This window comes from Aurantiacibacter sp. D1-12 (assembly GCF_028858515.1).
GTDB lineage: Bacteria > Pseudomonadota > Alphaproteobacteria > Sphingomonadales > Sphingomonadaceae > Alteraurantiacibacter.
Genome location: NZ_JAPJZJ010000001.1, coordinates 223,906 through 247,958 on the forward strand (window position 1 = coordinate 223,906; position 24,053 = coordinate 247,958).

General features: G+C 60.6%; 23 protein-coding genes. 6 read left to right on the top strand and 17 right to left on the bottom strand.

Annotated elements, in window-relative coordinates; translation table 11 throughout:
* The first annotated feature begins 48 nt into the window (after positions 1–48).
* A complete protein-coding gene (locus tag OOZ52_RS01195; protein WP_274696656.1) occupies positions 49–951 on the top strand; it encodes a DMT family transporter in 903 nt (300 codons plus the stop codon).
* On the opposite strand, the gene OOZ52_RS01200 is transcribed toward OOZ52_RS01195, so the two are convergent.
* The gene (locus OOZ52_RS01200) at positions 948–2,438 is read right to left on the bottom strand and encodes an ArnT family glycosyltransferase (protein WP_274696657.1); all 1,491 of its coding nucleotides are present in this window, start codon (positions 2,436–2,438) and stop codon (positions 948–950) included. The two genes, OOZ52_RS01195 and OOZ52_RS01200, sit on opposite strands and share 4 nt — an antisense overlap.
* 58 nt (positions 2,439–2,496) lie before the next feature.
* On the opposite strand from OOZ52_RS01200, the gene OOZ52_RS01205 reads away from it, so the two are divergent.
* Positions 2,497–2,790: an HNH endonuclease gene (locus OOZ52_RS01205; RefSeq protein ID WP_274696658.1), complete on the top strand. Its 294-nt coding sequence runs from the start codon at positions 2,497–2,499 to the stop codon at positions 2,788–2,790.
* A gap of 23 nt (positions 2,791–2,813) precedes the next feature.
* On the opposite strand, the gene OOZ52_RS01210 is transcribed toward OOZ52_RS01205, so the two are convergent.
* The 8 genes from OOZ52_RS01210 to OOZ52_RS01245 form a co-directional block, all read right to left on the bottom strand.
* Positions 2,814–3,071: an ATP synthase F1 subunit epsilon gene (locus OOZ52_RS01210; RefSeq protein WP_274696659.1), complete on the bottom strand. Its 258-nt coding sequence runs from the start codon at positions 3,069–3,071 to the stop codon at positions 2,814–2,816.
* 5 nt (positions 3,072–3,076) lie between these two features.
* On the bottom strand, positions 3,077–4,534 hold the full coding sequence (gene atpD / locus OOZ52_RS01215) for a F0F1 ATP synthase subunit beta (RefSeq protein WP_274696660.1): 1,458 nt from the start codon (positions 4,532–4,534) through the stop codon (positions 3,077–3,079).
* A 42-nt stretch (positions 4,535–4,576) separates the two neighbouring features.
* A complete protein-coding gene (locus OOZ52_RS01220) occupies positions 4,577–4,912 on the bottom strand; it encodes a hypothetical protein (RefSeq protein WP_274696661.1) in 336 nt (111 codons plus the stop codon).
* A gap of 16 nt (positions 4,913–4,928) precedes the next feature.
* A complete protein-coding gene (locus OOZ52_RS01225) occupies positions 4,929–5,798 on the bottom strand; it encodes a F0F1 ATP synthase subunit gamma (RefSeq protein WP_274696662.1) in 870 nt (289 codons plus the stop codon).
* A gap of 30 nt (positions 5,799–5,828) precedes the next feature.
* On the bottom strand, positions 5,829–7,358 hold the full coding sequence (atpA, locus tag OOZ52_RS01230) for a F0F1 ATP synthase subunit alpha (RefSeq protein ID WP_274696663.1): 1,530 nt from the start codon (positions 7,356–7,358) through the stop codon (positions 5,829–5,831).
* Positions 7,359–7,389: 31 nt separating this feature from the next.
* On the bottom strand, positions 7,390–7,947 hold the full coding sequence (locus OOZ52_RS01235; RefSeq protein WP_274696664.1) for a F0F1 ATP synthase subunit delta: 558 nt from the start codon (positions 7,945–7,947) through the stop codon (positions 7,390–7,392).
* A 157-nt stretch (positions 7,948–8,104) separates the two neighbouring features.
* On the bottom strand, positions 8,105–8,659 hold the full coding sequence (locus OOZ52_RS01240) for a hypothetical protein (RefSeq protein ID WP_274696665.1): 555 nt from the start codon (positions 8,657–8,659) through the stop codon (positions 8,105–8,107).
* A 5-nt stretch (positions 8,660–8,664) separates the two neighbouring features.
* Positions 8,665–10,230: a S1C family serine protease gene (locus OOZ52_RS01245; protein WP_274696666.1), complete on the bottom strand. Its 1,566-nt coding sequence runs from the start codon at positions 10,228–10,230 to the stop codon at positions 8,665–8,667.
* Positions 10,231–10,311: 81 nt separating this feature from the next.
* Here OOZ52_RS01245 and OOZ52_RS01250 point away from each other — a divergent pair, with 81 nt between their 5' ends.
* From OOZ52_RS01250 to OOZ52_RS01260, 3 genes are all read left to right on the top strand, one after another.
* On the top strand, positions 10,312–11,352 hold the full coding sequence (locus tag OOZ52_RS01250) for a bifunctional transcriptional activator/DNA repair enzyme AdaA (protein WP_274696667.1): 1,041 nt from the start codon (positions 10,312–10,314) through the stop codon (positions 11,350–11,352).
* A 4-nt stretch (positions 11,353–11,356) separates the two neighbouring features.
* Positions 11,357–12,100, top strand: a complete 744-nt coding sequence (locus tag OOZ52_RS01255) for an isocitrate lyase/PEP mutase family protein (protein WP_274696668.1) — start codon at positions 11,357–11,359, stop codon at positions 12,098–12,100.
* A 105-nt stretch (positions 12,101–12,205) separates the two neighbouring features.
* Positions 12,206–13,138, top strand: a complete 933-nt coding sequence (locus OOZ52_RS01260) for a CPBP family intramembrane glutamic endopeptidase (RefSeq protein WP_274696669.1) — start codon at positions 12,206–12,208, stop codon at positions 13,136–13,138.
* Here the strand turns inward: OOZ52_RS01260 and OOZ52_RS01265 are convergent.
* Positions 13,132–13,377 (bottom strand): hypothetical protein, encoded by a 246-nt coding sequence (locus OOZ52_RS01265; RefSeq protein WP_274696670.1) that lies wholly within the window; start codon positions 13,375–13,377, stop codon positions 13,132–13,134. The genes OOZ52_RS01260 and OOZ52_RS01265 overlap by 7 nt on opposite strands.
* Positions 13,378–13,494: 117 nt before the next feature.
* Entirely contained in the window at positions 13,495–15,057 is a 1,563-nt protein-coding gene (locus OOZ52_RS01270; RefSeq protein ID WP_274696671.1) for a cryptochrome/photolyase family protein, read from the bottom strand.
* Between the two features lie 246 nt (positions 15,058–15,303).
* Here OOZ52_RS01270 and OOZ52_RS01275 point away from each other — a divergent pair, with 246 nt between their 5' ends.
* The gene (locus OOZ52_RS01275; protein ID WP_274696672.1) at positions 15,304–16,185 is read left to right on the top strand and encodes a CPBP family intramembrane glutamic endopeptidase; all 882 of its coding nucleotides are present in this window, start codon (positions 15,304–15,306) and stop codon (positions 16,183–16,185) included.
* 145 nt (positions 16,186–16,330) lie between these two features.
* Here the strand turns inward: OOZ52_RS01275 and OOZ52_RS01280 are convergent, their stop codons facing one another.
* The 6 genes from OOZ52_RS01280 to OOZ52_RS01305 form a co-directional block, all read right to left on the bottom strand.
* Positions 16,331–17,977, bottom strand: coding sequence for a hypothetical protein (locus tag OOZ52_RS01280; protein WP_274696673.1), 1,647 nt, complete (start codon positions 17,975–17,977; stop codon positions 16,331–16,333).
* 80 nt (positions 17,978–18,057) lie between these two features.
* Positions 18,058–20,661: a methionine synthase gene (gene metH / locus OOZ52_RS01285; RefSeq protein WP_274696674.1), complete on the bottom strand. Its 2,604-nt coding sequence runs from the start codon at positions 20,659–20,661 to the stop codon at positions 18,058–18,060.
* A complete protein-coding gene (locus tag OOZ52_RS01290) occupies positions 20,658–21,053 on the bottom strand; it encodes a hypothetical protein (protein ID WP_274696675.1) in 396 nt (131 codons plus the stop codon). The genes metH and OOZ52_RS01290 overlap by 4 nt, the downstream gene beginning before the upstream one ends.
* Positions 21,050–22,096: a homocysteine S-methyltransferase family protein gene (locus OOZ52_RS01295; RefSeq protein ID WP_274696676.1), complete on the bottom strand. Its 1,047-nt coding sequence runs from the start codon at positions 22,094–22,096 to the stop codon at positions 21,050–21,052. The genes OOZ52_RS01290 and OOZ52_RS01295 overlap by 4 nt, the downstream gene beginning before the upstream one ends.
* Positions 22,093–23,055 carry a methylenetetrahydrofolate reductase [NAD(P)H] gene (gene metF / locus OOZ52_RS01300; protein ID WP_274696677.1) on the bottom strand — a complete coding sequence of 321 codons (963 nt, stop codon included), beginning with the start codon at positions 23,053–23,055 and terminating at the stop codon, positions 22,093–22,095. The genes OOZ52_RS01295 and metF overlap by 4 nt, the downstream gene beginning before the upstream one ends.
* Positions 23,055–24,023 (bottom strand): ArsR/SmtB family transcription factor, encoded by a 969-nt coding sequence (locus OOZ52_RS01305; RefSeq protein WP_274696678.1) that lies wholly within the window; start codon positions 24,021–24,023, stop codon positions 23,055–23,057. Before OOZ52_RS01305 ends, metF begins: the two co-directional genes overlap by 1 nt.
* Positions 24,024–24,053 lie beyond the last annotated feature (30 nt).

The window sequence follows — 24,053 nt, forward strand, 5'->3', positions numbered from 1 at the left end:
GCTGCGCCCCTAAGCGACCCCGACACACCGCGTGAGGGGCTTTCACACATGCAACAATCAGATCGGGCAGGACTGCTCTTCGCGCTGACGGGTTTTGTCCTGCTGTCGGTTGGTGATGTGATAGTGAAGGGCATCTCGGACGAGTGGACACCCACCGCACTGGGGGCATTCCGGTATTGCCTCGGCGCGGCGGTGCTCTCGGCCTTGTTGCTCGCGAAAGAAGGGACTGCGCCCTTCCTGAACGTACCAAAGCCCGGGGTGCAGGCTCTGCGCGGGCTGGGCGTTGGCGTGGCGACGCTCACGTTCTTTGGCAGTGTATGGCTGATGCCGCTGGCCGATGCCGTGGCGATTACCTTCACCCAGCCGATGATCACCGCGATCCTGGCATCGGTGTTCCTCGGAGAAAAACTACGCCCGAGCACTGTGGTTGCTACGGTAGTAGCCTTCATCGGGGTGTTAATCGTACTGCGACCCAATTTTGCGGAGATCGGCTGGGCAGCGTTGCTTCCTGTCGTCTGCGCATTCGGCATGGCTACGCTGATGACTGCCAACCGAGCAGCACGGGGAGCGGGGAGCGCGCTGGCGGCACAAGTTTACGTTGCGATCGGAGCGTCGGTCGTCCTCGTGATCGGCGCGGCGATTGGCGATGCGAGCGGTGTTCAAGGTGCCGAGTGGTACTGGCCCGAATGGCATGTGTTGGCGCGCACAGCGGTGGTCGCGTTTACTGCCACAACGGCGCATTGGCTGATCTTCAAGGGTACGCAGCGGGCGGGTGCGGCGACGGTTGCTCCGATGACATACGTGCAGATCCTCGTCGCGGCATCGCTTGCATGGATATTCTTTGGCGAGGCGCCCGATGCCATCGCGATGGGCGGTGCTTCGCTGATTATCGGCGCCGGGCTGTGGCTCTGGTACCTCGGTCGCAAGCGCGACATTCTCGCGGAGCACTAGTCGCGGCGGATCCACGCGGTGAGCGTGCGGTTGTGCATTTCGACCGAGAGGCGTTCCTCGTAACTTTCGGCGAGTGCCGCTTCGACCAGCGCCGTCGCCTCGGCATTCTGCAGTGTCATCGGGCGGCTGGCAGTGACGATAGCTCCCGGCTCACCCGCCAGAATGCGCGCGACTTCCTCTACCTGATCGACTTCGAGCGCATTGACCTCAAGCGCATTGTTTAGGTGATCAGGATAGACATAGCGCGTCGGCACGCAGCTGCCTGTCATGCGGTAGAGCGCGGTTGGGCCATCCCACAGCCACAGGCAATTGTCTTCGGCATCAACGTGCGGCGCGATCACTTCTGCCAGAGCATCGGCGGCGGAGCGCTCTTCCAGAGAAACCTCGCGCCTGTCGGGGAGGGACAGGAGCGCGAAGAAAGCGGCGACGATCAGTAGGCCGGGGAAAGCCTTGGCAGGACTGCGGCTGTCGAGCAGGGGCAGCGCCACCAGCGCGCACGGTGCGGCAAGCGCGGCATAGTAGTAGAGGTAGACCGTACCGGGCAGCAGAACGCTCGCGAGCGTGGATGCGGCCCAGCCGACGAAGAACAGCCAGTCGCGGAACGGTTCCGGACGGCGCATGCGGAAGGCAGCGTAGGTGCCGGTAATCACCAGCAGAGCCAGTGGCGCAACGCCCAGCGCGTGCTCGCTCGCCCAGCGGCCTTGCGGGGCGGGCATGCGGTCGAAGAAGGAGAGGAAGTTGGCGAACATGAAGGCGTTGAACTCGCCCGCAGCCGCGTAGAATGCCGCCACCGCCAGCGTGGGCAGCAGGCCAAGGAAAGCGAACAGCGCGCCCAGCGTGGCAATGCGCGGTAGCCTGGCTCCGCGCTTCCACTCCACCCACAGCGCGTAGAGGCCGAAGAACATGCATTGCGGCACCACCGTGTATTTGACCTGCAGCGCAATGCCACCCAACAGCATCGCCCACATGGCGCGGCGCGTGAATTGGGGGTGGTCGGAATCTATCAGCAGCATGACCATGCCGAGCATGAGCGGCAGGAAGAATACCTCGCTTTGCCCCGAATAGCTGGCGTAGGCACACAGCAGCATGGTGGAGATCGCCGCCGCCATCCATGCCGACAGAGGGCCGACAAGGCGGCGCGATAGCTTGTAGACCATCACCGCTCCGGCAAAAGCGAACAGCGTTGCAACGATCTGGTAGGCGAGGGGGCCGGGACCGAACAGCGCGTGGGCCACGCCGAAGATAGCGAACAGGCCAAACGGTTTGCGGTCCCACCAGTCGACAAAGGGCAATTCGCCCTCGCTCATGCGCCAGCCGATGAAGCTGTAGAGCTGCTCGTCGAAATCGGCGACGGGATCGCCAAACCAGATGCCGCGGGTGACGAGCACCAGCATCGCGAGCACGGCAAGCGGCAGCGCATCGCCGCGCATCAGCGCCGCAAAGCCCCCGGTCTTGTCCGTATCTGGCATGGCTGCCACTGTCGTCATCGCGTCAACACGCCTCCTGTCGGCCCCGCTTTGCGCGAAACATGGTTAAGGAAGCTTTATGAAATCGGCGGAGGAGCAAATTTGCTGGCTGTGTGAGAGACCGCTCGGGAAGCGCGTGCAGCATCATCACGCGGTGCCCAAGTCGAAGAAGGGGCGCGAGACGGTGCCTGTCCACCCGATTTGCCACCGCACGATCCATGCGCACTTCACCAATGCTGAACTGGTGCGGCTGGATGGCGAACGTGAGCCCCTGCTTGAGAACGAGGAGGTGGCCAGGTTCCTGTACTGGATTGCCGACAAACCACCCGATTTCCACGCGCCCACGAAAAAGGGCGCCAAGCGGCGCCCTTGATCATGAGTTGATGCCGGAAGCGATCAGCCTTCGACGTGTTCTGCCAGAACCGTCAGGCCCTTTTCGCCCACTTCGGCAAAGCCGCCGCGCACTTCGATGCTTTCCGGCTCTCCGCCTTCGGTCTTGTAGACCTGCACCGCGCCGTCGCGGATCGTGGACATGAAAGGCGCATGGCCTTCCAGCACGCCGAATTCGCCTTCGCTGCCGGGGACGACCACCATGTGGACTTCCTCGGAACGGACGAGCTTGCTCGGCGTGACCAGTTCGAAGTGAAGTGCCATGGTGATTAGGCTTCCTCAGCCATCTTCTTGGCTTTCTCGACGGCTTCGTCGATGCCGCCGACCATGTAGAAGGCTGCTTCCGGAAGGTGGTCGTACTCGCCGTCAACAACGGCCTTGAACGACTTCACCGTGTCTTCCAGCTGCACGAACTTACCGGGGATGTTGGTGAACACCTCGGCCACGTGGAACGGCTGGGAGAGGAACTTCTGGATCTTGCGGGCACGCGCCACGGTGAGCTTATCTTCTTCCGAAAGCTCGTCCATGCCGAGAATGGCGATGATGTCCTGCAGCGACTTGTACTTCTGCAGGATTTCCTGAACCGCACGGGCGGTTTCATAGTGCTCTGCACCCACAACGCGCGGCTCAAGAACGCGGCTGGTCGAGTCCAGCGGGTCCACTGCCGGGTAGATGCCCAGCTCGGAGATAGCGCGGTTCAGCGTGGTCGTTGCGTCCAAGTGGGCAAACGACGTTGCCGGTGCCGGGTCGGTCAAGTCATCGGCAGGCACGTAGATGGCCTGCACCGAGGTGATCGAGCCCTTGGTGGTCGAGGTAATGCGTTCCTGCAGGTTACCCATGTCGGTCGACAGGGTCGGCTGGTAGCCCACAGCCGAAGGAATACGGCCGAGCAGGGCGGACACTTCCGAACCCGCCTGGGTGAAGCGGAAGATGTTGTCCACGAAGAACAGCACATCCTGGCCTTCCTGGTCGCGGAAATATTCCGCCATCGTCAGACCCGAAAGAGCAACGCGGGCACGCGCGCCCGGAGGCTCGTTCATCTGGCCGAAGACGAGCGCCACCTTCGAACCGTCCGAAATGGCGTTGCCATCATCGTCCTTGGCGATAACGCCAGCGTCGAGGAACTCGTGATAAAGGTCGTTACCTTCGCGGGTACGCTCACCCACGCCGGCGAACACGGACACGCCGCCGTGACCCTTTGCGATGTTGTTGATCAGTTCCTGAATGAGCACGGTCTTGCCCACGCCGGCGCCGCCGAACAGGCCGATCTTTCCGCCCTTTGCGTAAGGCGCGAGAAGGTCGATAACCTTGATGCCCGTCACCAGAATGTCGGCTTCGGTCGACTGGTCGACGAATTCCGGCGCTTCTGCGTGGATCGGTGCGGTCATGTCGCTGCCGATGGGGCCGCGCTCGTCGATCGGCTCACCCACAACGTTCATGATGCGGCCGAGCGTCTTCGGGCCAACCGGCACAGAAATCTGCGCGCCGGTGTTGATCACTTCCTGACCGCGGGTCAGGCCGTCCGTGCCGTCCATCGCGATGGTGCGCACGGTGTTCTCACCAAGGTGCTGCGCCACTTCGAGGACGAGCGTCTGGTCACCATTCTTGGTTTCCAGCGCGGAGAGGATGGCGGGAAGTTCGCCTTCGAAAGCGACGTCGACAACGGCGCCGATGACCTGGGCGATGGTGCCGTTGGTCGTCTTGTTCATTGCGGGTGCGGTGGCCATGTTGGTTTCCTGTGGCGTTCTAAAGTGTTGAAACTTATCTAATTACTGGGCGCAAACGGCTTCTGCGTCGACGATCATCCAGTTCTCACCGGTGTCATCGACGGCAATCGTTGCGTCATTGCGGAGAAATTCGTCTTCGCCGAGGCCGTACTCGCAAAGCGCCTCGTCAGAGCCCATTGCGCGGCGGCAAATGGCGGTGTTGACCGGCTCTGCATTGGGGCAGGCATTGGCCAGCAGCTCGGTGAAAAGTGCCTGATCGGGAGCAGCGAGCTCAACCACGGGCTCCGGAGCAACGGTTTCCACCGGCTCGGGCGCGGGTTCTTCACCGCAAGCAGCGAGAGCGAGGATCGGGAGGAGGAGGGGGGTAAACTTCTTCATGATGTCTCTCTCGGCCTTACAGTGCTTCTGCACCGGCGATGATTTCAATGAGCTCGGTGGTAATCGCGGCCTGGCGGCTGCGGTTGTACTGGATGGTCAGCTTGTCGATCAGCTCACCCGCGTTGCGCGTGGCGTTGTCCATCGCGGTCATCGAGGCGCCTTGCTCTGATGCTTCACGCTCGAGTAGAGCACCAAACAGCTGCGTCTTGACGTAACGCGGGAGCAGTTCGGCGAGGATTTCTTCCTCGTCGGGCTCGTATTCCACGGCGGCGTCCGATTCTTCTGCCGTTTCGGGCGAGGGAACTGGCAGCAGTTGAACCGTCGTCGGGTCCTGCGCCAGCGCGCTCTTGAAGATCGGGTAGACGAGGTGGGCAACGTCGAATTCGCCAGCTTCGAAACGAGCGACCAGATCGTCTGCAATACCTTCGGCTTCGTCGAAACCGATGTTCTTCACCGTGCTGGTGTCAAAGTGGTGACCGATGCGATCGGCGTAATCACGTTTGATCGGCGCGCGGCCCTTCTTGCCGACGAGGTAGAAGACCACGTCCTTGCCTTCGGCGATCAGCTTGGCAGCCTGCTTCTTGGCTTCCTTGACCACGTTCGAGTTGAGACCGCCGCAGAGGCCCTTGTCGGTGTTCACGACCACCAGCAGGTGCTTCTGGTCGCTACCCGTGCCGCGCAGCAGCAGCGGGGCGCTGTCACCGCTCACCTTGCTGGCGAGCGAGCCCATGACGTCAGCCAGGCGATTGGCATAGGGGCGCGCAGCTTCCGCCGCCGCCTGCGCCTTGCGCAGCTTCGCAGCGGCGACCATCTGCTTCGCCTTGGTGATCTTCTGGGTCGATTTAACCGACCCGATCCGATCCTTGAGTTCCTTCAAAGAGGCCATGGTGGCTCCCTAGTCGTCTCGTTTGCGGCCTTAAGCGAACTGCTTGGCGAATGCGTCGAGCGCGCTCACCACAGATGCCTTGGTGTCGTCTTCGAACTTGCCCGTGTCGCGGATCGTCTTAAGGACGTCTGCGTGCTCGTTACGCATGAAGCTGAGCATGGCGGCTTCGTATTCGGTCACGCGGTCAACGGCGACATCATCGATGTAGCCATTGGTACCGGCGAAGATCGACACAACCTGCTCTTCCATCGGCATCGGCGAGAACTGGGCCTGCTTCAACAGCTCGGTCAGGCGTGCACCGCGGTTGAGCAGGCGCTGGGTCGAGGCGTCGAGGTCCGAACCGAATTGCGCGAAGGCAGCCATTTCGCGGTACTGCGCGAGGTCCAGCTTGATCGAGCCCGCGACCTTCTTCATCGCCTTGGTCTGGGCGGCACCGCCCACACGGCTAACCGACAGGCCGACGTTAATAGCCGGACGGATACCCTGATAGAACAGGTCGGTTTCGAGGAAGATCTGCCCGTCGGTGATCGAGATCACGTTGGTCGGAATGTAGGCCGACACGTCACCAGCCTGCGTTTCAATGATCGGCAATGCGGTCAGCGAGCCGCCGCCGTTGTCGCCGTTCATCTTCGCCGCACGCTCAAGCAGGCGGCTATGGAGATAGAACACGTCACCCGGGTAAGCTTCACGGCCTGGAGGACGACGCAGCAGCAGCGACATCTGGCGGTAAGCTACGGCCTGCTTGGAAAGGTCATCGTAAACGATCACGGCGTGCATGCCGTTGTCGCGGAAGAATTCACCCATCGCAGCGCCGGTGTACGGTGCGAGGTACTGCAGCGGAGCGGGCTCCGAAGCGGTAGCGGCCACAACGATGGAATATTCCATCGCGCCGTTTTCTTCGAGCTGCTTCACGATCTGCGCAACGGTGGAGCGCTTCTGACCCACGGCGACGTAGATGCAGTAGAGCTTCTTGCCTTCGTCATCGCCTGCGTTGACGCCCTTCTGGTTGATGAAGGTGTCGATGGCGACAGCCGACTTACCGGTCTGGCGGTCACCGATGATCAGTTCGCGCTGGCCACGGCCAACGGGAACCAGCGCGTCGATGGCCTTGAGGCCCGACTGCACAGGCTCGCTGACCGATTCACGCGGGATGATGCCGGGTGCCTTCGATTCCACGCGGGCGCGGGTCACGTCGGTCAGCGGGCCCTTGCCGTCGATCGGGTTACCCAGAGCGTCAACCACGCGGCCGAGCAGGCCCTTGCCGGTCGGCACGTCAACAATGGTGCCGGTACGCTTCACGCTGTCACCTTCGCGGATTTCGGCGTCCGAGCCGAAGATCACGACACCGACGTTGTCGGCTTCGAGGTTCAGCGCCATGCCTTCAACGCCATTGGCGAACTTGACCATCTCACCGGCCTGGACCTTGTCGAGGCCGTGGATGCGGGCAATACCGTCACCCACCGAGAGAACGGAGCCGACTTCGCTCACTTCGGCTTCGGTACCGAAGTTGGCGATCTGGTCCTTGATGACCTTGCTGATTTCTGCGGCGCGGATTTCCATGTCTATGCCTTTATATATAGTGGGAGCGCGCTCAGGCGCTCTTCATGGCTTGTTCAAGCGAGTTGAGACGGGTGCGGATCGAGCTGTCGATGCGCTGTGATCCAATGGTGACGACGAGCCCGCCCAGAAGGTCGGGATCGACGCGTGATTTCAGTTTGACGGTGCGGCCTTCGCGGGCGCGCAGTTTTGTTTCGAGCGTGGCGATCTGCTCTTCGCTCAATTCGTGCGCCGATGCGACTTCGGCCTGCACTTCGCCGCGCTGTGCAGCAGCGATGGTGGCGAAAGCGCGGATCATTCCGGGCAGGGCAGAAACGCGGCGGTTTTCCGCCAGCACGCCAAGGAAACTACGGGTCAGCTCGGACAGGCCAAGATGATCGCCGAGACCGGCCATCACCGAAGCGATCTGGCCACGGCTGATTTCAGGGTTGCGGATGAGCGCCTTGAGTTCGCTCGATTCGCCCAAGGCGACATCAAGCTTGTCGAGATCGGACTCGACGGCACTCACCGTGCCAGCTTCACTGGCAAGATCGAAAAGGGCACTGGCATAACGTCCTGCCAGGCTGGCCTTGATACCGGCGGAAAGCTCCACGCGTGATGGTCCTTCTAGGTCCGAGAAACGGTAAAATTCGGATGCGATGGAATCGGATGCACGAAGCACCCTGCCAAAGCTGGCGCGCGCCTAGCATCGGGTGGCATGGGATGCAAGCCGAGTCCGGGCGGGTTTTCGCCACCTTCTGCCCTTAATGTTAAAGTGCGCGAGTAAGCCAGCTGAGAGACAATGTCGCCAACCCGGCGAATCCCACTGCCACAAGCCACCATTTCCGGGCAAAGAACAGGAACACAAAGGCACAAAGGCCGAGCATGTCTCCTGAGATCAATTGGACAAACTGGCTAATGTTTTCAGCCCGCCGCATGGAATAGACAAACCAGTTTACGCCCAGCGGCAGGAAGAAGAGGATATAAAGGCCCCACATGTAACGCTGATTGGCCTGATAGTATTCGGCCAGGTCGATGCCTTCCTCGGGGATCTTGTCGGGCAGAGCGACTGCAGCAAGCAGGTTCAGCATCACCAGCCCCCACATGATAGGCATGAATCGGGCAAGTGTCATTTCCCCTTCGATTTCTCGTCCGGCGATCATCCACCATATCGACATGATCGAAAGCAAAACAAAGAATGCGAAAAGCGGCTGCGCCCAATGCCACCTGATATTGGGTGCGCGAAGCAGCTGGTGGAGGTGCTGCAGCTCAAAGGCTACGGCAATGCCGAGGACAATTGAGGCGAAGACGAGAGCTTGTTCCATGTATGTTACTCTGCTGGCTTTGGCGGGCCCAGCTCACACCGGTATACCAGCCGCTCGTTCGGGCGGTCGGGAAGGGCGGAGGTGATGGCGATTTGTCGGCTGCCGAGCTCACGGGCGGCCTGTTCGCCCACTCCGCAAGACGGGGCCTGATACTCGCCACGTGCACTGCGGGCAGCGGTCATTGGAGCGCGCGACAGCAGGTAGCGTTCCATCACAAATTCGCCCTCTGCCGGATTGAATGTGTTCACAGAAACCGCAGCCTCGCTTCCGGGCACAAACACGCGGGTCCAGCTGCCGTTGTCGAGGCCGTATTGGGTGCGACCGTTGACGCAGCCTTCGTCAGTCCAACCGAGGGTCATGTCTTCCTGTGGATCACCGACAAAGCGACTGCGATCTGTTTGCAGGACACAGGTGTACTCGCCGGCAGACGTGCTCACCGCGATGGGCCCGGCGTTGCCTTGTCCATCATCCACGCCCTCACGCAATTGCTCTTCGACGCGGGTATCGATCTCGGAGAAGGCGGGGCGGGTGAGCCATGCCACCAACGCGCCGACCACTGCGACCAGTGCCACACCGCCGGCGATTGCGCGCATGCGATAGTCTTTCGACTGGTGCGCAAAAGCAGCCGTGCCACCCGCGCCGCTGGCGATCAGCAGCAATAGAAAAGAGAGGGCAAGCTTGTTGGAGCGTTCGTCCATCACTTCATAAGTGGCGTTGCGGCGCAGCTCAGCAGTGCGCTGTTCCAGCGCCTCTGCCTCGGCCTCTGCGCGGCGTTCCTCGGCTTCGCGTTCGGCATCTTCGCGAGCACGCTCTTCGGCGTCGAGATCGGCAATGCTGCGGCATTCTGACGAATTGAGACGCGGGGACACGTTGTTGGCGCGCAAGAAGGGCAGCAGCTCGCGCGTCGAAACAGCGAAGAAGAACTCGGCATCCGATCCCTGGCTTTCAGCACCGAAGGAATTGACCCCCATCACCCGTCCGCAGGCGTCTACAAGCGGGCCACCGCTATTGCCCGCAGCAATCGGCGCGGTGTGGAGCAGCGTATCGAAATCGCGGCTCGGGCGACGACCCGAAAGGAAACCGGTAGCTGTAACCGGCGGCTGGGCGCGGAACATGTCGGAGAAGGAAAGACCCTGCGCGCGGTCCACATTCATCGGGTAACCGATAGCGGTCACTTGCCCGTCCTGTTGCGGATTTCCGGCGATGGTGAGCGGAGGCAGACCGAGAGGTTCGGTCGTCGCCAACAGCGCGAGGTCGTTGCGCGTGCTGACGGTGACAATGCGGGCGTAGACCGCCTCGCTTCCGTCTGCGGGGACAATGCCGATGGCCAGGCGATCATCACGCACCGCTTCGGCCACGACATGGGCGTTGGTAACAATCCGCTCTCCACCCACCGAAAAGCCCGTGCCGTGCGAAATAGGGAAGATCTCTGGCCCGTCATTCCCGATGATGACCACGCGAACGACGCCGCGCGATGCGGCTTCGATGTCGGCGGGATCGGCGAGAGCCGGGGCAGGGCGCAACAGCGTTACGCACAGCGCCAGAGCGAAGAGAGCGAGAATCCTTTGCATTGCGCACAATGTCTACCGTGGATTGCATTGACCGCAAGCTTCGGGACGCGCAGCAATGTTGTTTGTGGTTGAAAGCGTGGCATGACGAAATCAGACAAACTCACCGATGATGATCGTTGGCAGATTACGCTGGCAAAGGATCGCCGCTTCGATGGCGTCTTTGTAACCGGCGTGCATTCGACCGGCATCTATTGTCGTCCCAGCTGCCCCGCGCGCGCTCCCAAGCGGGAGAATGTGCAATTCTACGCCACGCCTGAAGCGGCGGAGGCCGCGGGACTGCGAGCGTGCAAACGTTGCGCTCCAGACCAGCAAAGCCGGGACGAGGCTGCGGTGTTGCAGGTAATTGCAATGGTCCGCGAGGCAGACACTCCAGTTTCGCTCGACAGGCTTGGTACTGCCACCGGATACTCCCCCGCCCATTTGCAGCGCGTATTCAAGCGGGCGGTCGGCATGTCCCCTGCGGCCTATTTCCGCGCCTTGCGGGAAGAACGGGCCAAACACGCGCTTGGCGAAGCGGAGCGCGTGACCGATGCGATTTACGATGCAGGCTATGAAGCGCCGAGCCGCTTTTACGAAGCAATGGAGGGAAAGATGGGCATGACGGCCAGTGACTGGAAGAATGGCGGGGCGGGCCGGGTGGTCCACTATGCTCTGATCGGCACAACGCTCGGCGACATGCTGGTTGCGGCGACAGAGAAAGGCGTGTGCTGCCTCAGCTTCAACGAAGGTGTAACGGAGTTACAGGCACGCTTCCCGAGAGCTGAACTGGTCGAAGGCGGTGAAGAATTCCGCGCGCTGTTCGAGCGGGTGGCGTCAGCGGTCGAAGATCCGGCCTCTCCTGCTACCGCCGAAATACCGCTCGATGTGAAGGGCACCGCATTCCAGCAGAAATGCTGGCAGGCTTTGCGTGAAATCCCGCCTGGCGAAACCCGGTCCTATGGCGAGCAGGCGGCGATGCTAGGTAATCCCAAGGCCAGCCGCGCGGTCGGCAGCGCCAACGGAGCCAATAATATTGCCGTGCTGATCCCTTGCCACCGTGTCGTGCCCGCAAGCGGAGGCGTGGGAGGGTACGCCTATGGACCAGAAATCAAGGCAGAACTGCTGCGGCGGGAAGGAAACTAGAACGATGACCGAACAGGGATTTGCAGCCTTGCACAGCAGTGTCGATCCGCTGGTGCTGTTCAACATCTGGGATGCGGGCAGTGCGCGAGCGGTCGCCAAAGCGGGGGCAAAGGCAATTGCGACAGGCAGCCACTCGGTTGCCGGAGCGCAGGGTTTCGATGATGGCGAATTTCTTCCTTGGCCATTGCTGGTGCAGACCGTGCGCCAGATTGCGGAGGCTGTGGACCTGCCGCTCACCGTCGATATCGAAACTGGTTATGCGGAGGATTGTGAGGCGCTGGCAGCCAACGGCCGCGAGCTGGCCGCGCTGGGCGTTGTCGGCTGCAACCTTGAAGACCGGCTGTTTTCGGGCGGAATGCGTGATGCTGGGGAACAGGCAGAGCGTATCGGGGCGCTGTCTTCGACAGGCTTGTTCGTCAACGCGCGGACCGATGTCTTCCTCGGGCCACTGATGGAGGGTGACAATCCCAACCGGCAGGAACTGGTCGATCATGCGCTCGAGCGTGCGGCGGTCTATGCTGATGCAGGCGCGGGTGGCTTGTTCGTTCCCGGCCTCAGCGATCCGCAGATGATAGCGGCCGTTTGCCAAGCGACGCCACTGCCGGTGAATGTGATGCATTTGCCGGGGATGGTAGGTAATGCCGAACTTGGCCGATTGGGCGTGGCCCGCATCAGCCACGGGCCGTGGCCGTGGAAGAATGCGATGTCGGCGCTGGAAAAGGCCGCGCAAGAAGCCATGCAGAGCTAACGGCAGTGTCGGGCTGCTAATCTATCCACGCAAACCTGCCTTTACCCCCTTGTCACTCCTTACTAGGCACCTGATGCAGGACTCTGAGAAAAGGCGGAGGCGTAAGTGGGTGCAGGAGATGTGGAAGAGGTAGCACAGGATAAGGCTGTGCAAGCGGAGAGCCGCCCTATCTGGCGCAAGGTATGGGAATTCCCGCTGGTGGCGATGGTCGTGGGTGTGGCGCTGATGGTTGGCGCCATCTATCTCGCGTCGACAATCATGCAATTGCTCGTTCTGCCGCGAGTCGAAGCGCCTTGGGATGACATCATTGGCGCGGTGCTCATCGTCCTGATCAGCGGGCTGACATACAAGCTGCTCGTCACACGGCTTGGTCGAAAAAGGCACGATGATCTGCCGTTCGATGGCCGCATGTTGCGCGATACTCTGGCGGGCTTTGGTGTCGGCGGACTGCTTATCTCGATCTGCGTTGCCCTCGCGGCTCTCTTTGGCGCCTATACCATTTTGGGTGGTGACGGATTTGGCGACTGGCCGATGATCATTTTCGTTTTCGGCCTCTACGCGGGTTTCTTCGAGGAAGTCGTGACCCGCGGAATTATCCTGCGCTGGCTGGAAGAGTTTGCCGGCACGTGGATTGCCCTTGCTCTGAGTTCGCTGTTCTTCGGTTTCATGCATGCCAGCAATGACAATGCGACCTTCTTCTCCTCGCTTGCGATTTCGATCGAGGCGGGCATCCTGCTCGGTGCGGCCTATATCCTTACCCGCTCACTATGGCTGGCCATCGGCATCCACGCCGGCTGGAATGTCGTGCAGGCGTTGTGGGATATCCCAGTTTCCGGCAATCCGACCGAAGGCCCTGTTGCCGCCACGCTGGAAGGCCACTGGCTGCTGGCCGGCGGCGGGTTCGGGCTTGAAGCGACGATCTTCGCACTTGTGGTAGCGACAAGCGCGGGGATCTGGATGCTATGGAAAGCCGCCAAGGCGGGCCGCATCGTTAAACCGATGTGGAGCCGCAAGGGTGAAGGCATTACCGCCTACTGATCGCGTTCGAGGAACCGGAACAGTTGATCGTAGATCGCGTCGGCGGATTCGATCTTCACCTGGATGCTCGCAATGACTTTTGGGGCACGCGCTTTTTCTTCGGGGCCGTAAATGCTTGCCTGCGCTTCGATCAGCGCGACCGTGTCTTCCATATCGGCACGAAACTGCTTGCGCGCCCGGATTACGAGCTTGCGCAGTTCGTCTTTGATATCGGCATCTGTGAGTTCGCGTGTGGCCATCGGGGGCTGGGCTCCATTGCTTTGCCGGACCCAATGGCTATTGCGCCCGTTACAGCAACGGCTTGTCGATCAGCGGGACTACGCACTCTGCCAGCGACGTGTCGGTTCGACGAACGACTACCCGGCGCGTGCCCAGCCTTTGTTGGCGGGTGTTAGCGTGCCCAGAAAGGCCTCTGCAGAGTCGAGATATTCGCGCTGCTTGTCTTCTCCCATGCGATCCCAGGTCGAGAAGATGCGACCCACACGCGGGTTTGCTTCCAGCCGTTCGCGGTGGCGATCCATGAAGCGCCAGTAGAGCGCGTTGAACGGGCACGCGCCTTCGCCTGTCTTCTTGCTGACCGAATAGGCGCAATCGGCACAATAGTTGCTCATCTTGTTGATGTAATTGCCGCTCGCCGCATAGGGCTTGCTCGCCAGCTTTCCGCCATCGGCATAGAGCACCATCGCAGCGACATTGGGCAGCTCGACCCATTCGAAGGCATCGGCATAGACCGCGAGATACCAGTCCTGCACATCGCGAGGGCTGATCCCTGCGATAAGAGCGAAATTGCCGAGCACCATCAGCCGCTGGATGTGATGGGCGTGGGCGTTCGCGCGCGTCGAGCGAATGCTGTCTGCAAGGCAGCGCATGTCGGTTTCGCCGGTCCAGAAGAATTCAGGCAGGCTGCGCTGCGCATTCAATGCATTGTCGCTTTCAAGCCCGGGCATGAAGCGCCAATAAAAGCCGCGCACATATTCGCGCCAACCGATCAGCTGCCGGATGAAACCCTCGACAGCGTTCAGCGGGGCATTGCCCTTATTGTATTCTTCTTCGGCGCGGCGGCACAGCTCTACGGGATCGAGCAGGCCTACGTTAATGCTGGTGGAGAGCATCGAGTGGAAGAGATCGTCCTCCCCGTGCACCATCGCATCCTGATAGTCGCCGAATTTGGGCAGTCGCTCTGCAAAGAAAGCATCGGCGGCTTCTTCTGCCTGATCGCGCGTGACCGGCCAGCAGAAGGGTTCGAGATTGCCAAAATGATCGCCGAATTTCTCCTCGACCAGATCGAGCACCTCGCGTGTCACGTCGTCAGGCTCGAACAGCGGGCGCTGCGGGGCTGACAGTCCGTCCTTGGGTGGCTTGCGGTTTTCGCTGTCGTAGTTCCATTCGCCGCCTTCGGGCTTGCCTTCATCATCGACAAGAATGCCCGTCTTACGTCGCATTTCGCGGTAGAAATACTCCATCCGCAGTGTCTTACGGCCCTCTGCCCAGCTGTTGAATTCGGCCTTGGAGCAGAGGAAGCGGTCATCCGGCTGAATGTCGATCTCGCAGTCGAATTTGTCGGGCCATTCTTCGATAGCTTCCTGCACCCGCCATTCGCCTGCCTCGACCACATGTATCGCACGCGGGGAATGGCGCTCGACAGCGCGCGCGACTTCGCCGGTGAAGCTGTGTGCGTTGTCTTCATCGGTCAGCCGGACGTAGTCGACCTGCCACCCCGCCTGTCCCAGTTCGGCAGCAAAGTGGCGCATGGCAGACAACACCAGCGCAATCTTTTGTTTGTGATGTTTGACGTAGGTCGCTTCGTCCCAGACCTCCATCATTAGAATGACGGTATCATCCTTGGTGCGCCCGCGCAGGGATGCGAGATCACGCGTGAGCTGATCACCGAGGATCGGAACGAGAATGGGGGAGGCCATGCATTCCCAATGCGTAAAGACGCAGCCGTTTCCCGATCTATTGATGAACACAACTCCGCTACACATTTCTGCCAACTGCAGTTGGGGTCAGACGAGTGCCGTTGTCCGGGCGAATGCCCCGCACCATCTCCGCCAAGAGTACGACTGAAAAACCATCCGATTGGCTGATCAGAGAAGGCCATCGGCGAGAGTGAAAAGCGAACCAAATTGGCCCGCTAATGTGGCCATGAAGCAGGAGGGGGTTCTGTGCAAAACGAAAGAGAAGATGATCGCGGGGCTTGGTTGAAAATCTGGCATTTTCCGCTTGTCACGATGTGCGTCGCCGCAACGGCCATGATCGCCGTGCTTGGCCTTAGCGAGTGGGTCATGCGGTTCGTCCCGGAAGGCCTGGACAGAAATGTGGATGTCATCGTCCGCTACGGTTTCACAATTCTGGCGGCGATCCTTGTTTACAAGCTCGTGATTCCTCGTTTGGGCGCGCACAAGCACGATGATCTGCCAATGCGCGGCGCGATATCCGGCATGTCTCTTGGTCTGGGCGCAGGAATAGTAGTGTTCAGCTGTGTCATCGCGGCTGCGGCCATTGGCGGTTATTATACCATCGTTGGTCCGGGCAGCTGGGTTGATTTCATCGAGATACTGATGACCACTGGTCTGGCTGCGAGCGTGATAGAGGAAATCCTGTTTAGGGGTATCCTATTCCGTTGGCTTGAAGAGTTTTCCGGTAGCTGGATTGCCCTTTTCCTGAGTTCGGCCATTTTCGGCTTCATGCATCTGCCTTCGGACAACCCCAATCTACTGATCGGTGTGATCATCGCGTTGGAGGGCGGAATGCTCTTGACTGCAGCCTATATGCTGACGCGCAATCTGTGGCTTGCCATCGGTCTTCACGCAGGCTGGAACATCGCGCAGGCATTCATCTGGGGGGTCCCGATGAAGGGGTTTGAATTCGAAGGCTTGGTGCAAGGGCAAACAAGCGGACCCGCATGGCTTTCCGGCGGCACGTTCGGCATGGAAATGTCCGTGTTCGGCGTCGTGGTAACCGTGACGGCAGGGCTATTGCTATTGCGAGCTGCCTACCGGAAAGGCCGGTTTGTGCCCCCGATGTGGAAGCAAGAACGCAGTTGAATGGATTGTCCTGAGTAAGGGGCGAGAACGGGGGTGTGGATGATGCCATCCCCGTTCAAATGACTCTGGGCGGCGCATGCTTCTGTCTTCCGACAGAATTCATGCGCCGCCCAGACATTTTCAGGCAGCAGGTTGCCGCTAGGGATCAGTCGTCGATTTCGCAGCCGTATTCTTCGGCAGCTGCCTCGAACTCTTCACGATCTGCTTCTCGGCGTGCCTCGCGGGCATCTTCATCGAGGTATTCGCCCGGGTGATCGGGGCGGGCAGCTTCCATCAGCGGCTCGGTATCACCCTGTTCGAATAGGTCGAAACGCGCGCGTGTGACGCAGGCACGGGTGCTGTTGCCCGACAGGTATTCGGCCCCGACAACACGTGCTTCTGCCACGCGGTTTTCCATCAGGAGATGATAGACCAGCGTACTCCGCACGCCGGCGTCAAACGCGGCATAGCGGAAGGCCTGTTCCAGCGCTGCGCGCGCACCTTCTGGCGGCTCCTCCAAATTCTCGTCGAAGAGAAATGTGAGGTAGTAGCGATACAGTGGATAGGCGTGATCGTTCTCCATCAGGTTGGCATCGATGAAGCGATCACGCGCTACTTCCAGTTGCGATGGATCGGTGAACGACCGGCGAAATGCTGCTTCGGCATAGTAGATCGCCGCCTCTGTCGATTCAGGATCAATCGCAAGCACGCGCTGCGCCAGTTCTTCGACTGCATCGTAATTGCGGACATCAAGCTCGGCCTCTGTCGCGGCGAGCAATACTGCGGCACTGTTCGGGTAACTCTCGACAAGACGGCGCGCTTCACGAACCCACCGTTGTGCCTCGTCCTCGTCCACACCGGCCTTGGAATTGATCATGAGCCGCATGCGGGCCTCTTCGGCCTCGTTCAGGCGATGTATCTCTACCGGCGGGTCGGCTTCAACCACGTAGGGCACGCGCAATGTGCGCGCTGCGCCCTGACGAAACTCTTCCAGTTCCTCGTGCAGCACGTCCAGATCGCCAAAGGCCATTTCGGCGGCTTCCATCGGCGGGTGCCCGGCAACAATGGCCTGGATATAGGTTGCCATCTGGCCGCGGCGATCGGGGTTGAGATCTAGGTGGCTCGCAATCAACCAGCCGTGGGCGTAGGTGCGCCCGGTGGTGTAACGATCCCGCTCGCGTGGCGGATCAAAGGTCGCTTCCAGATCGATCGGAATGGTGGCGAGTGACGCGCTACGCCAAGTCGGCACGTCACCGATTACGAAGCCGTCTTCCTCGAACCGGAGATTGGAATAGAGCTCTGCATAGCCCTCGCTGTACCACAGCGGGTAGGGCGCATCGCGATGCTGGAACATGAAGTAGTGGACATACTCATGGAACAGAATGCCACGCGGTTCGAGCAACATTTCCGAATCCACATCCTGCTGGCGGCTGCGCCCGCGGCGGACATTGAATTGGCGTGGCACGAAGGCAACGGCGCCTGATGCGCGAGGAATAAAGAAACCGCCGATACCGGCGTTACGATTACCGACAGCAAGCACTGCCATGTCGCTTGTCTGGCCATAGCGGAAGACGGTGACCTTGGTGGACTCCGGCAATGCTTCGTCCGAACCCACGCCGGTCATGAAGCGCAGGACTTCGTCCAGCCGCTCAAGATCCTGCACAAACTCGCGTGTGTTCTGCTCGGTATCTTCCGAATAGACGATGAAGTGGGCGCTCTCTGCCCGATACCAGTCGCGCGCCGCCGCCGTTTGTGCGGTCAGCCCGATTGAAAGGATGATGACGGCAAAACCGCCGAATATACGCTTAAACATTCCAGTGCCCGTCCCGTTAGCTTTCTGGTGAGATTCGCCACAATATTGATCCACCGCCGCGATGCAAGTGGGCGGAGTCCCTAATCCAGGTTGGGCCGCAGCCAGCGTTCTGCCGTTTCCAGATCGACACCGCGCCGCTTGGCGTAATCCTCCAGCTGGTCCCGGCCTATGCGCGCGACGCCGAAATACTGGCTTTCGGGATGACCAAAGTAGAACCCGCTGACCGCAGCGGTGGGCAACATGGCAAAGTTTTCTGTCAATTCCAGGCCAGCGTTCTTCTCCGCTTCGAGGAGTTCGAACAGGATGGGTTTGAGCGAGTGATCGGGGCAGGCAGGATAGCCGGGGGCAGGTCGGATGCCGCGATATTCTTCCTTGATCAGCGCCTGGTTGGTCAGCTGTTCGCCCGGCGCATAGCCCCACAGATCGGTGCGGGTGTGCTGGTGCAAGCGTTCGGCAAAGGCCTCGGCGAAGCGGTCTGCCAGCGCCTTCAGCAGGATGTCGGAGTAATCGTCCTTGTCCTCCAGGAACCGCTTCGAATACGGCTCGATGCCATGGATGCCGACAGCAAACCCGCCGATCCAGTCGCCGGCGGGGTCGATAAAGTCGGCAAGGCACATGTTGGCCCGGTCGCGTGATTTGCGCACCTGTTGACGCAGGAAGGGTAGAACGATGTGCTCCTCGCGCTTCACGCGGTGGATGGTCACATCGTCGCCATCGCGCGCGCATGGCCAGAAACCGGCGACGCCCTTTGCGGTGAGCCATTTCTCGGCGATGATCTTATCGAGCATCGCGTTGGCATCGGCGAACAGCTGGACTGCGGTTTCGCCGACGACTTCGTCCTTCAGGATCTTTGGATAGGTGCCGTGCAATTCCCACGCGCGGAAGAACGGTGTCCAGTCGATATATTCGCGCAGGTCCGCAAGGTCCCAATCGTCGAACACGTGCAGCCCGGGCTTTTCGGGCGGGGCGGGTTTGTCCGACAGGTAGGCGTCGTAATAGTTATCGCGCGCTTCTTCGAGAGAGAGGAGCACGCTGGGCGTTTTTCCTTCCCGTGCGAGACGGGTTTTCTCGTATTCCGACGCTGTCTCACTGACGAATTCTTGCCTTTGCGTATCCGATAGCAGGCGTGAGGCGACACCCACCGCCCGGCTCGCGTCGAGAACGTGAATGACAGGGCCTTCGTAAGCCGGATCAATTTTGAGCGCGGTGTGCACCTTCGAAGTTGTCGCCCCGCCGATCAGCAGCGGAAGGTCCATTTCGGCGCGTTGCATTTCCTCGCCAACAGTCACCATCTCATCGAGAGAGGGGGTGATGAGGCCCGACAGGCCGATGATGTCCGCCTGTTCTTCGCGCGCCGTTTCGAGGATTTTGGACCACGGCACCATCACGCCAAGGTCGATCACCTCGTAGCCGTTACACTGCAGCACGACGCCGACAATGTTCTTGCCAATATCGTGCACGTCGCCTTTCACGGTCGCCATCACGATCTTGCCCTTGGACTTGGCGCCTTCTTCCTTCTCGTCCTCGATGAAGGGAATGAGGTGCGCGACCGCTTTTTTCATGACGCGGGCGGACTTCACCACTTGCGGCAGGAACATCTTGCCGCTGCCGAACAGGTCTCCGACAACGTTCATGCCATCCATCAGCGGGCCTTCGATTACGTGGATCGGCTTGTCCGCCGCCTGCCGCGCTTCCTCGGTGTCCTCGACGATGTGCGCGTCGATGCCTTTGACGAGCGCGTGTTCGAGCCGCTTGGTGACGGGGAGCGAGCGCCATTCCTGCGCGGCCTTCTCGTCCTTCTCGGTGGCGCCGCGATAGCTTTCGGCCAAGTCGACCAGCCGCTCTGCCGCATCTGGGCGGCGGGCGAGAATCACGTCTTCGCACAGCTCGCGCAGCTGCGGATCGATCGTGTCATACACGTCGAGCTGGCCCGCATTGACGATGGCCATGTCTAGGCCCGCAGGGATTGCGTGGTAGAGGAACACCGAATGCATCGCGCGGCGCACCGTCTCGTTGCCACGGAAGCTGAAGGAGAGGTTGGACAGGCCGCCGCTCGTTTTCGCATGCGGGCAGCGCTTCTTGATCTCTTCAACCGCCTCGATGAAGTCGAGCCCGTAGCGGTCATGCTCGGCAATGCCGGTGGCGACTGCAAAGATGTTCGGGTCAAATATGATGTCTTCGGGAGGGAAACCGTTGTCCACGAGCAGCTTGTAGGCACGCTCGCAGATTTCGACCTTGCGCTCTTTAGTGTCTGCCTGACCGACTTCGTCGAAGGCCATTACCACCACGGCAGCGCCATAGTCGCGGCACTTTCGTGCCTGCTCGAGGAATTGCTCTTCGCCTTCCTTCATCGAGATCGAATTGACGATGGGCTTGCCCGAAACGCATTTCAGGCCCGCTTCGATCACGTCCCATTTCGAGGAATCGATCATCACCGGAACGCGCGCAATGTCCGGCTCGGCAGCAATCAGCTTAAGGAAGGTCGTCATCGCCTTTTCAGCGTCGAGCAGGCCTTCATCCATATTCACATCGATGATCTGCGCGCCGTTCTCGACCTGCTGGCGCGCGACTTCGACGGCGGTCGCATAGTCATCGCCCATGATGAGCTTCTTGAACCGCGCAGAGCCGGTAACATTGGTGCGCTCGCCGATATTGACGAAACGTGCGGAGGTGTTGGTGGTCATTTCTTGGCCCATCGTCCGGGGAAATCTTCTGGCAGTCCGCCGAGTGCGTTGATCAGTCTTCGCGCCTGATCGCGGATGCCGCTCCAAGTGGCATTGGTTGCGGTGGGATCGGCCCAAGCATCGTCTTCGATTTTTGGGAGGGACTTTTCGTATTCGATATAGCTCTCAATTGCTGCCTGTTCGTCCGGGTCAAAGAGTGACTTCCAACCTGTGTTGTAGTGCAGATCCATCTCGCCCGTCTGATCTGTCAGGATCGAGGGGTGCACTCTCTTCTCTCCAATTCGAGCGGCATCGAGCGCCTCATCCGGATCGAGCGCGAGTTCGTGGACCAACCCAATAAAGTATCGTCTTGGGTAGAGCGGATCATCGAAAGGCGGCTTTCTGTCCATCACGCAGCCAGCACAAACGGTTCGAGGCCTGCAAGCCGCATCGTATTGTCGCCCTCGGGCACCTTGCGCGGTGCCTTGCCTTTCACGCGTGCCGCAATCGCGGCGATATGTTCGGGCGTCGAGCCGCAGCAGCCGCCGAGGATGTTCACGCGGCCATTGTCGGCCCAGATGCCGGTGAGCTCTGCGGTCGTTTCGGGCAGCTCGTCATACTCGCCAAGCTCGTTGGGCAGACCTGCGTTCGGGTATGCGAGAAGCAGCGTGTCGGCGATGTCGGAAAGCACCTGCACATGCGGACGAAGCTGGTCGGCGCCGAAGCTGCAGTTGAGGCCAATGGTGACAGGGTTCGCGTGGCGCACTGCGTTCCAGAACGCCTCGACCGTGTGGCCTGACAGGTTGCGACCCGACAGATCGGTCAGCGTCATAGAGACCATGATCGGCACTTCACGGCCCAGCTTTTCGGAAAGCTGCTTTACCGCCATGATCCCGGCCTTGGCGTTGAGCGTATCGAAGATCGTTTCGATCAGGATGAAATCCGCGCCGCCTTCGACCAGCGCCTCGGCCTGCTCGAAATAGACCTCGGTCAGATAGTCGAAATCGATCTCGCGAAAGCCTGGATCTTCCACGTCAGGGCTGAGTGACAGCGTCTTGTTGGTCGGCCCGATGGCTCCGGCAACGAAGCGCGGCTTGTCGTCCTTCGCCGCATACTCGTCGGCCAGTTCGCGCGCGATCCGGCCCGATGCCACGTTGATCTCTTTCACCATCCCTTCGGCGGCATAATCGGCCTGCGAAATGCGATTGGCGGAAAAGGTATTGGTCGAAACGAGGTCCGCGCCAGCATCGAGATAGGCGCGCGTGATATCGGCGATCACATCAGGGCGGGTAAGGGCGAGGATATCGTTATTGCCCTTCTGGTCCGCACCAAGGCCCAGATCACCTGCGTAATCTTCTTCTGTCAGCTTACGGTCCTGGATCTGCGTGCCAAACGCACCATCGAAAATCAGCACGCGTTTGGCTGCCGCTGCGTTGAGTTCTTCGCGCTTGCTCATGCTGATTGCTCCTTTGGACGGCGGCCCAGCATATGGCAGATCGCATAGGCCAGATCGGCCCGGTTCAATGTGTAGAAATGGAAGTCGCGTACGCCGCCAGCGTAAAGGCGGCGACACAGTTCGGCGGCCACCGTCGCGGCGACCAGTTGGCGTGCGGCGGGGCGCTCGTCCAGCCCTTCGAACAGGCCATCCATCCAGTCAGGAATCACCGTGCCGCATTGCCCGGCGAATTTGCGCGCCTGCGCCACATTGGTGACCGGCAGGATGCCCGGCACCATCGGCGCATCGATACCTGCCGCAACGCATTTGTCCTGGAAGTCGAAGAATTTTTCGGCGGAGAAGAAGAACTGGGTGATGCCGCGCGTCGCCCCTGCATCGATCTTGCGCTTCAGGTTGTCGAGATCGCTCTGCGGGCAATCTGCGTCGGGATGTGTTTCTGGGTAGGCCGCGACCGAAATCTCGAAGTCAGCCACCTCTTTCAGGCCTGATACGAGCTCCGCGGCGTTCCTGTAGCCTTCAGGGTGCGGCACGAACGGCGCGCCCGGCTCCCCCGCATCACCGCGCAGTGCGACAATATGGCGAACACCCGCTTCCCAATATGCCTCGGCGATCTTCTGCGTCTCCGCCTTTGTGGCATCCACGCATGTAAGGTGGGCGGCGGCTGGAATGCCCGCTTCCCTGATCAGCCGCGCGACTGTGTTGTGGGTGCGCTCGCGGGTCGAACCGCCCGCGCCATAGGTGACGGAGACGAAATCCGGCGAGAGCGGCGCGAGTTCCTGCACGGCTTCCCACAGTTTGGCTTCCATCTTCTCCGTCTTGGGCGGGAAGAATTCAAAGCTTACGGCAATATCGCCCGGCAAGCCGCTGAAAAGCGGTGTTTCGCGGGAGCGGCGCGCCTCTTGTGTGGCGTCCAGTGGTACTGCGCCGGGGAAGGGGGCAATGGGAGGGGCGGAGCTCATCAGGCGATTTCTCTTTCTTGTGGAGCGGGGTGCTGGGCGCGCGTTGCGGACCAGATCTTTACGGTCAATTCACGCCCCGGAACTTCGACCGGGGCGGCCGGATCGAAACCGGCTTTGGAAAGCAGTTTGTTCATGGTGTCATCGGCAAAGCCCAGCCGCGCATGGGCGTGGCGGGTACGCAGCTCGTCCAGCTCGTGCCGCGCCAGATCGACCACCGCAATACGGCCACCGGGGCGGGTGACGCGGGCAGCTTCCTTGATCGCGAGCGCCGGATCCTGCGCGAAATGCAGAACTTGATGCAGCAGCACCGTGTCAAAGCTCGCTGCAGGGAAGGGCAGGTTGGTGAAGTCTCCCTGTGCCAGCTCTACCTTTTCAGGGGCCAGCGCTTGCAGGCGCGCACGGGCAACGCGCAGCATATCGAGGCTCTTGTCGAGCGCGACGATGTGTTCGGCGTGGGGTGCTAGCAGTTCGGCAATGCGGCCAGTGCCGGTGCCGATATCAAGCAGGCGACCGGGCGGCGTATCGGAAAGCAAGGCAAGAAGGGCTTCCTCGCTGGCTCTCTCCGGCCCGTGGATTTCGCGCAATGTGTCCCATTCGTCAGCATGGCGGGCAAAATAGCGGTCAGCTTCCTTTTCGCGCGTATCGCGGATTGCGGCGAGGCGGTTGCGGTCGGTTTCGGATTGCTCGGCAAAGGCGGGGTCTTCGCGCTCGGCTGTTGCAAGAAGGCGGGCAAAGGCGTCACCCAGTGGGCAAGGTGCGGCTTCGCGAAGATAAACCGAATTGCCTTCCTTGCGCCTTTCAACCAGCCCTGCATCGACAAGGCGCGCGACGTGCTGGGAGACGCGCGGCTGGCTCTGACCCAGTACTTGCGCGATCTCTCCCACCGACAATTCCATCTGCCCGACCAAGCGCATCACGCGGAGGCGCGAGGCATCGGAAAGGGCACGAAGGGCAGGTTCGATCTGCATAGATATAAGCATATAACGAAATTGTTATAT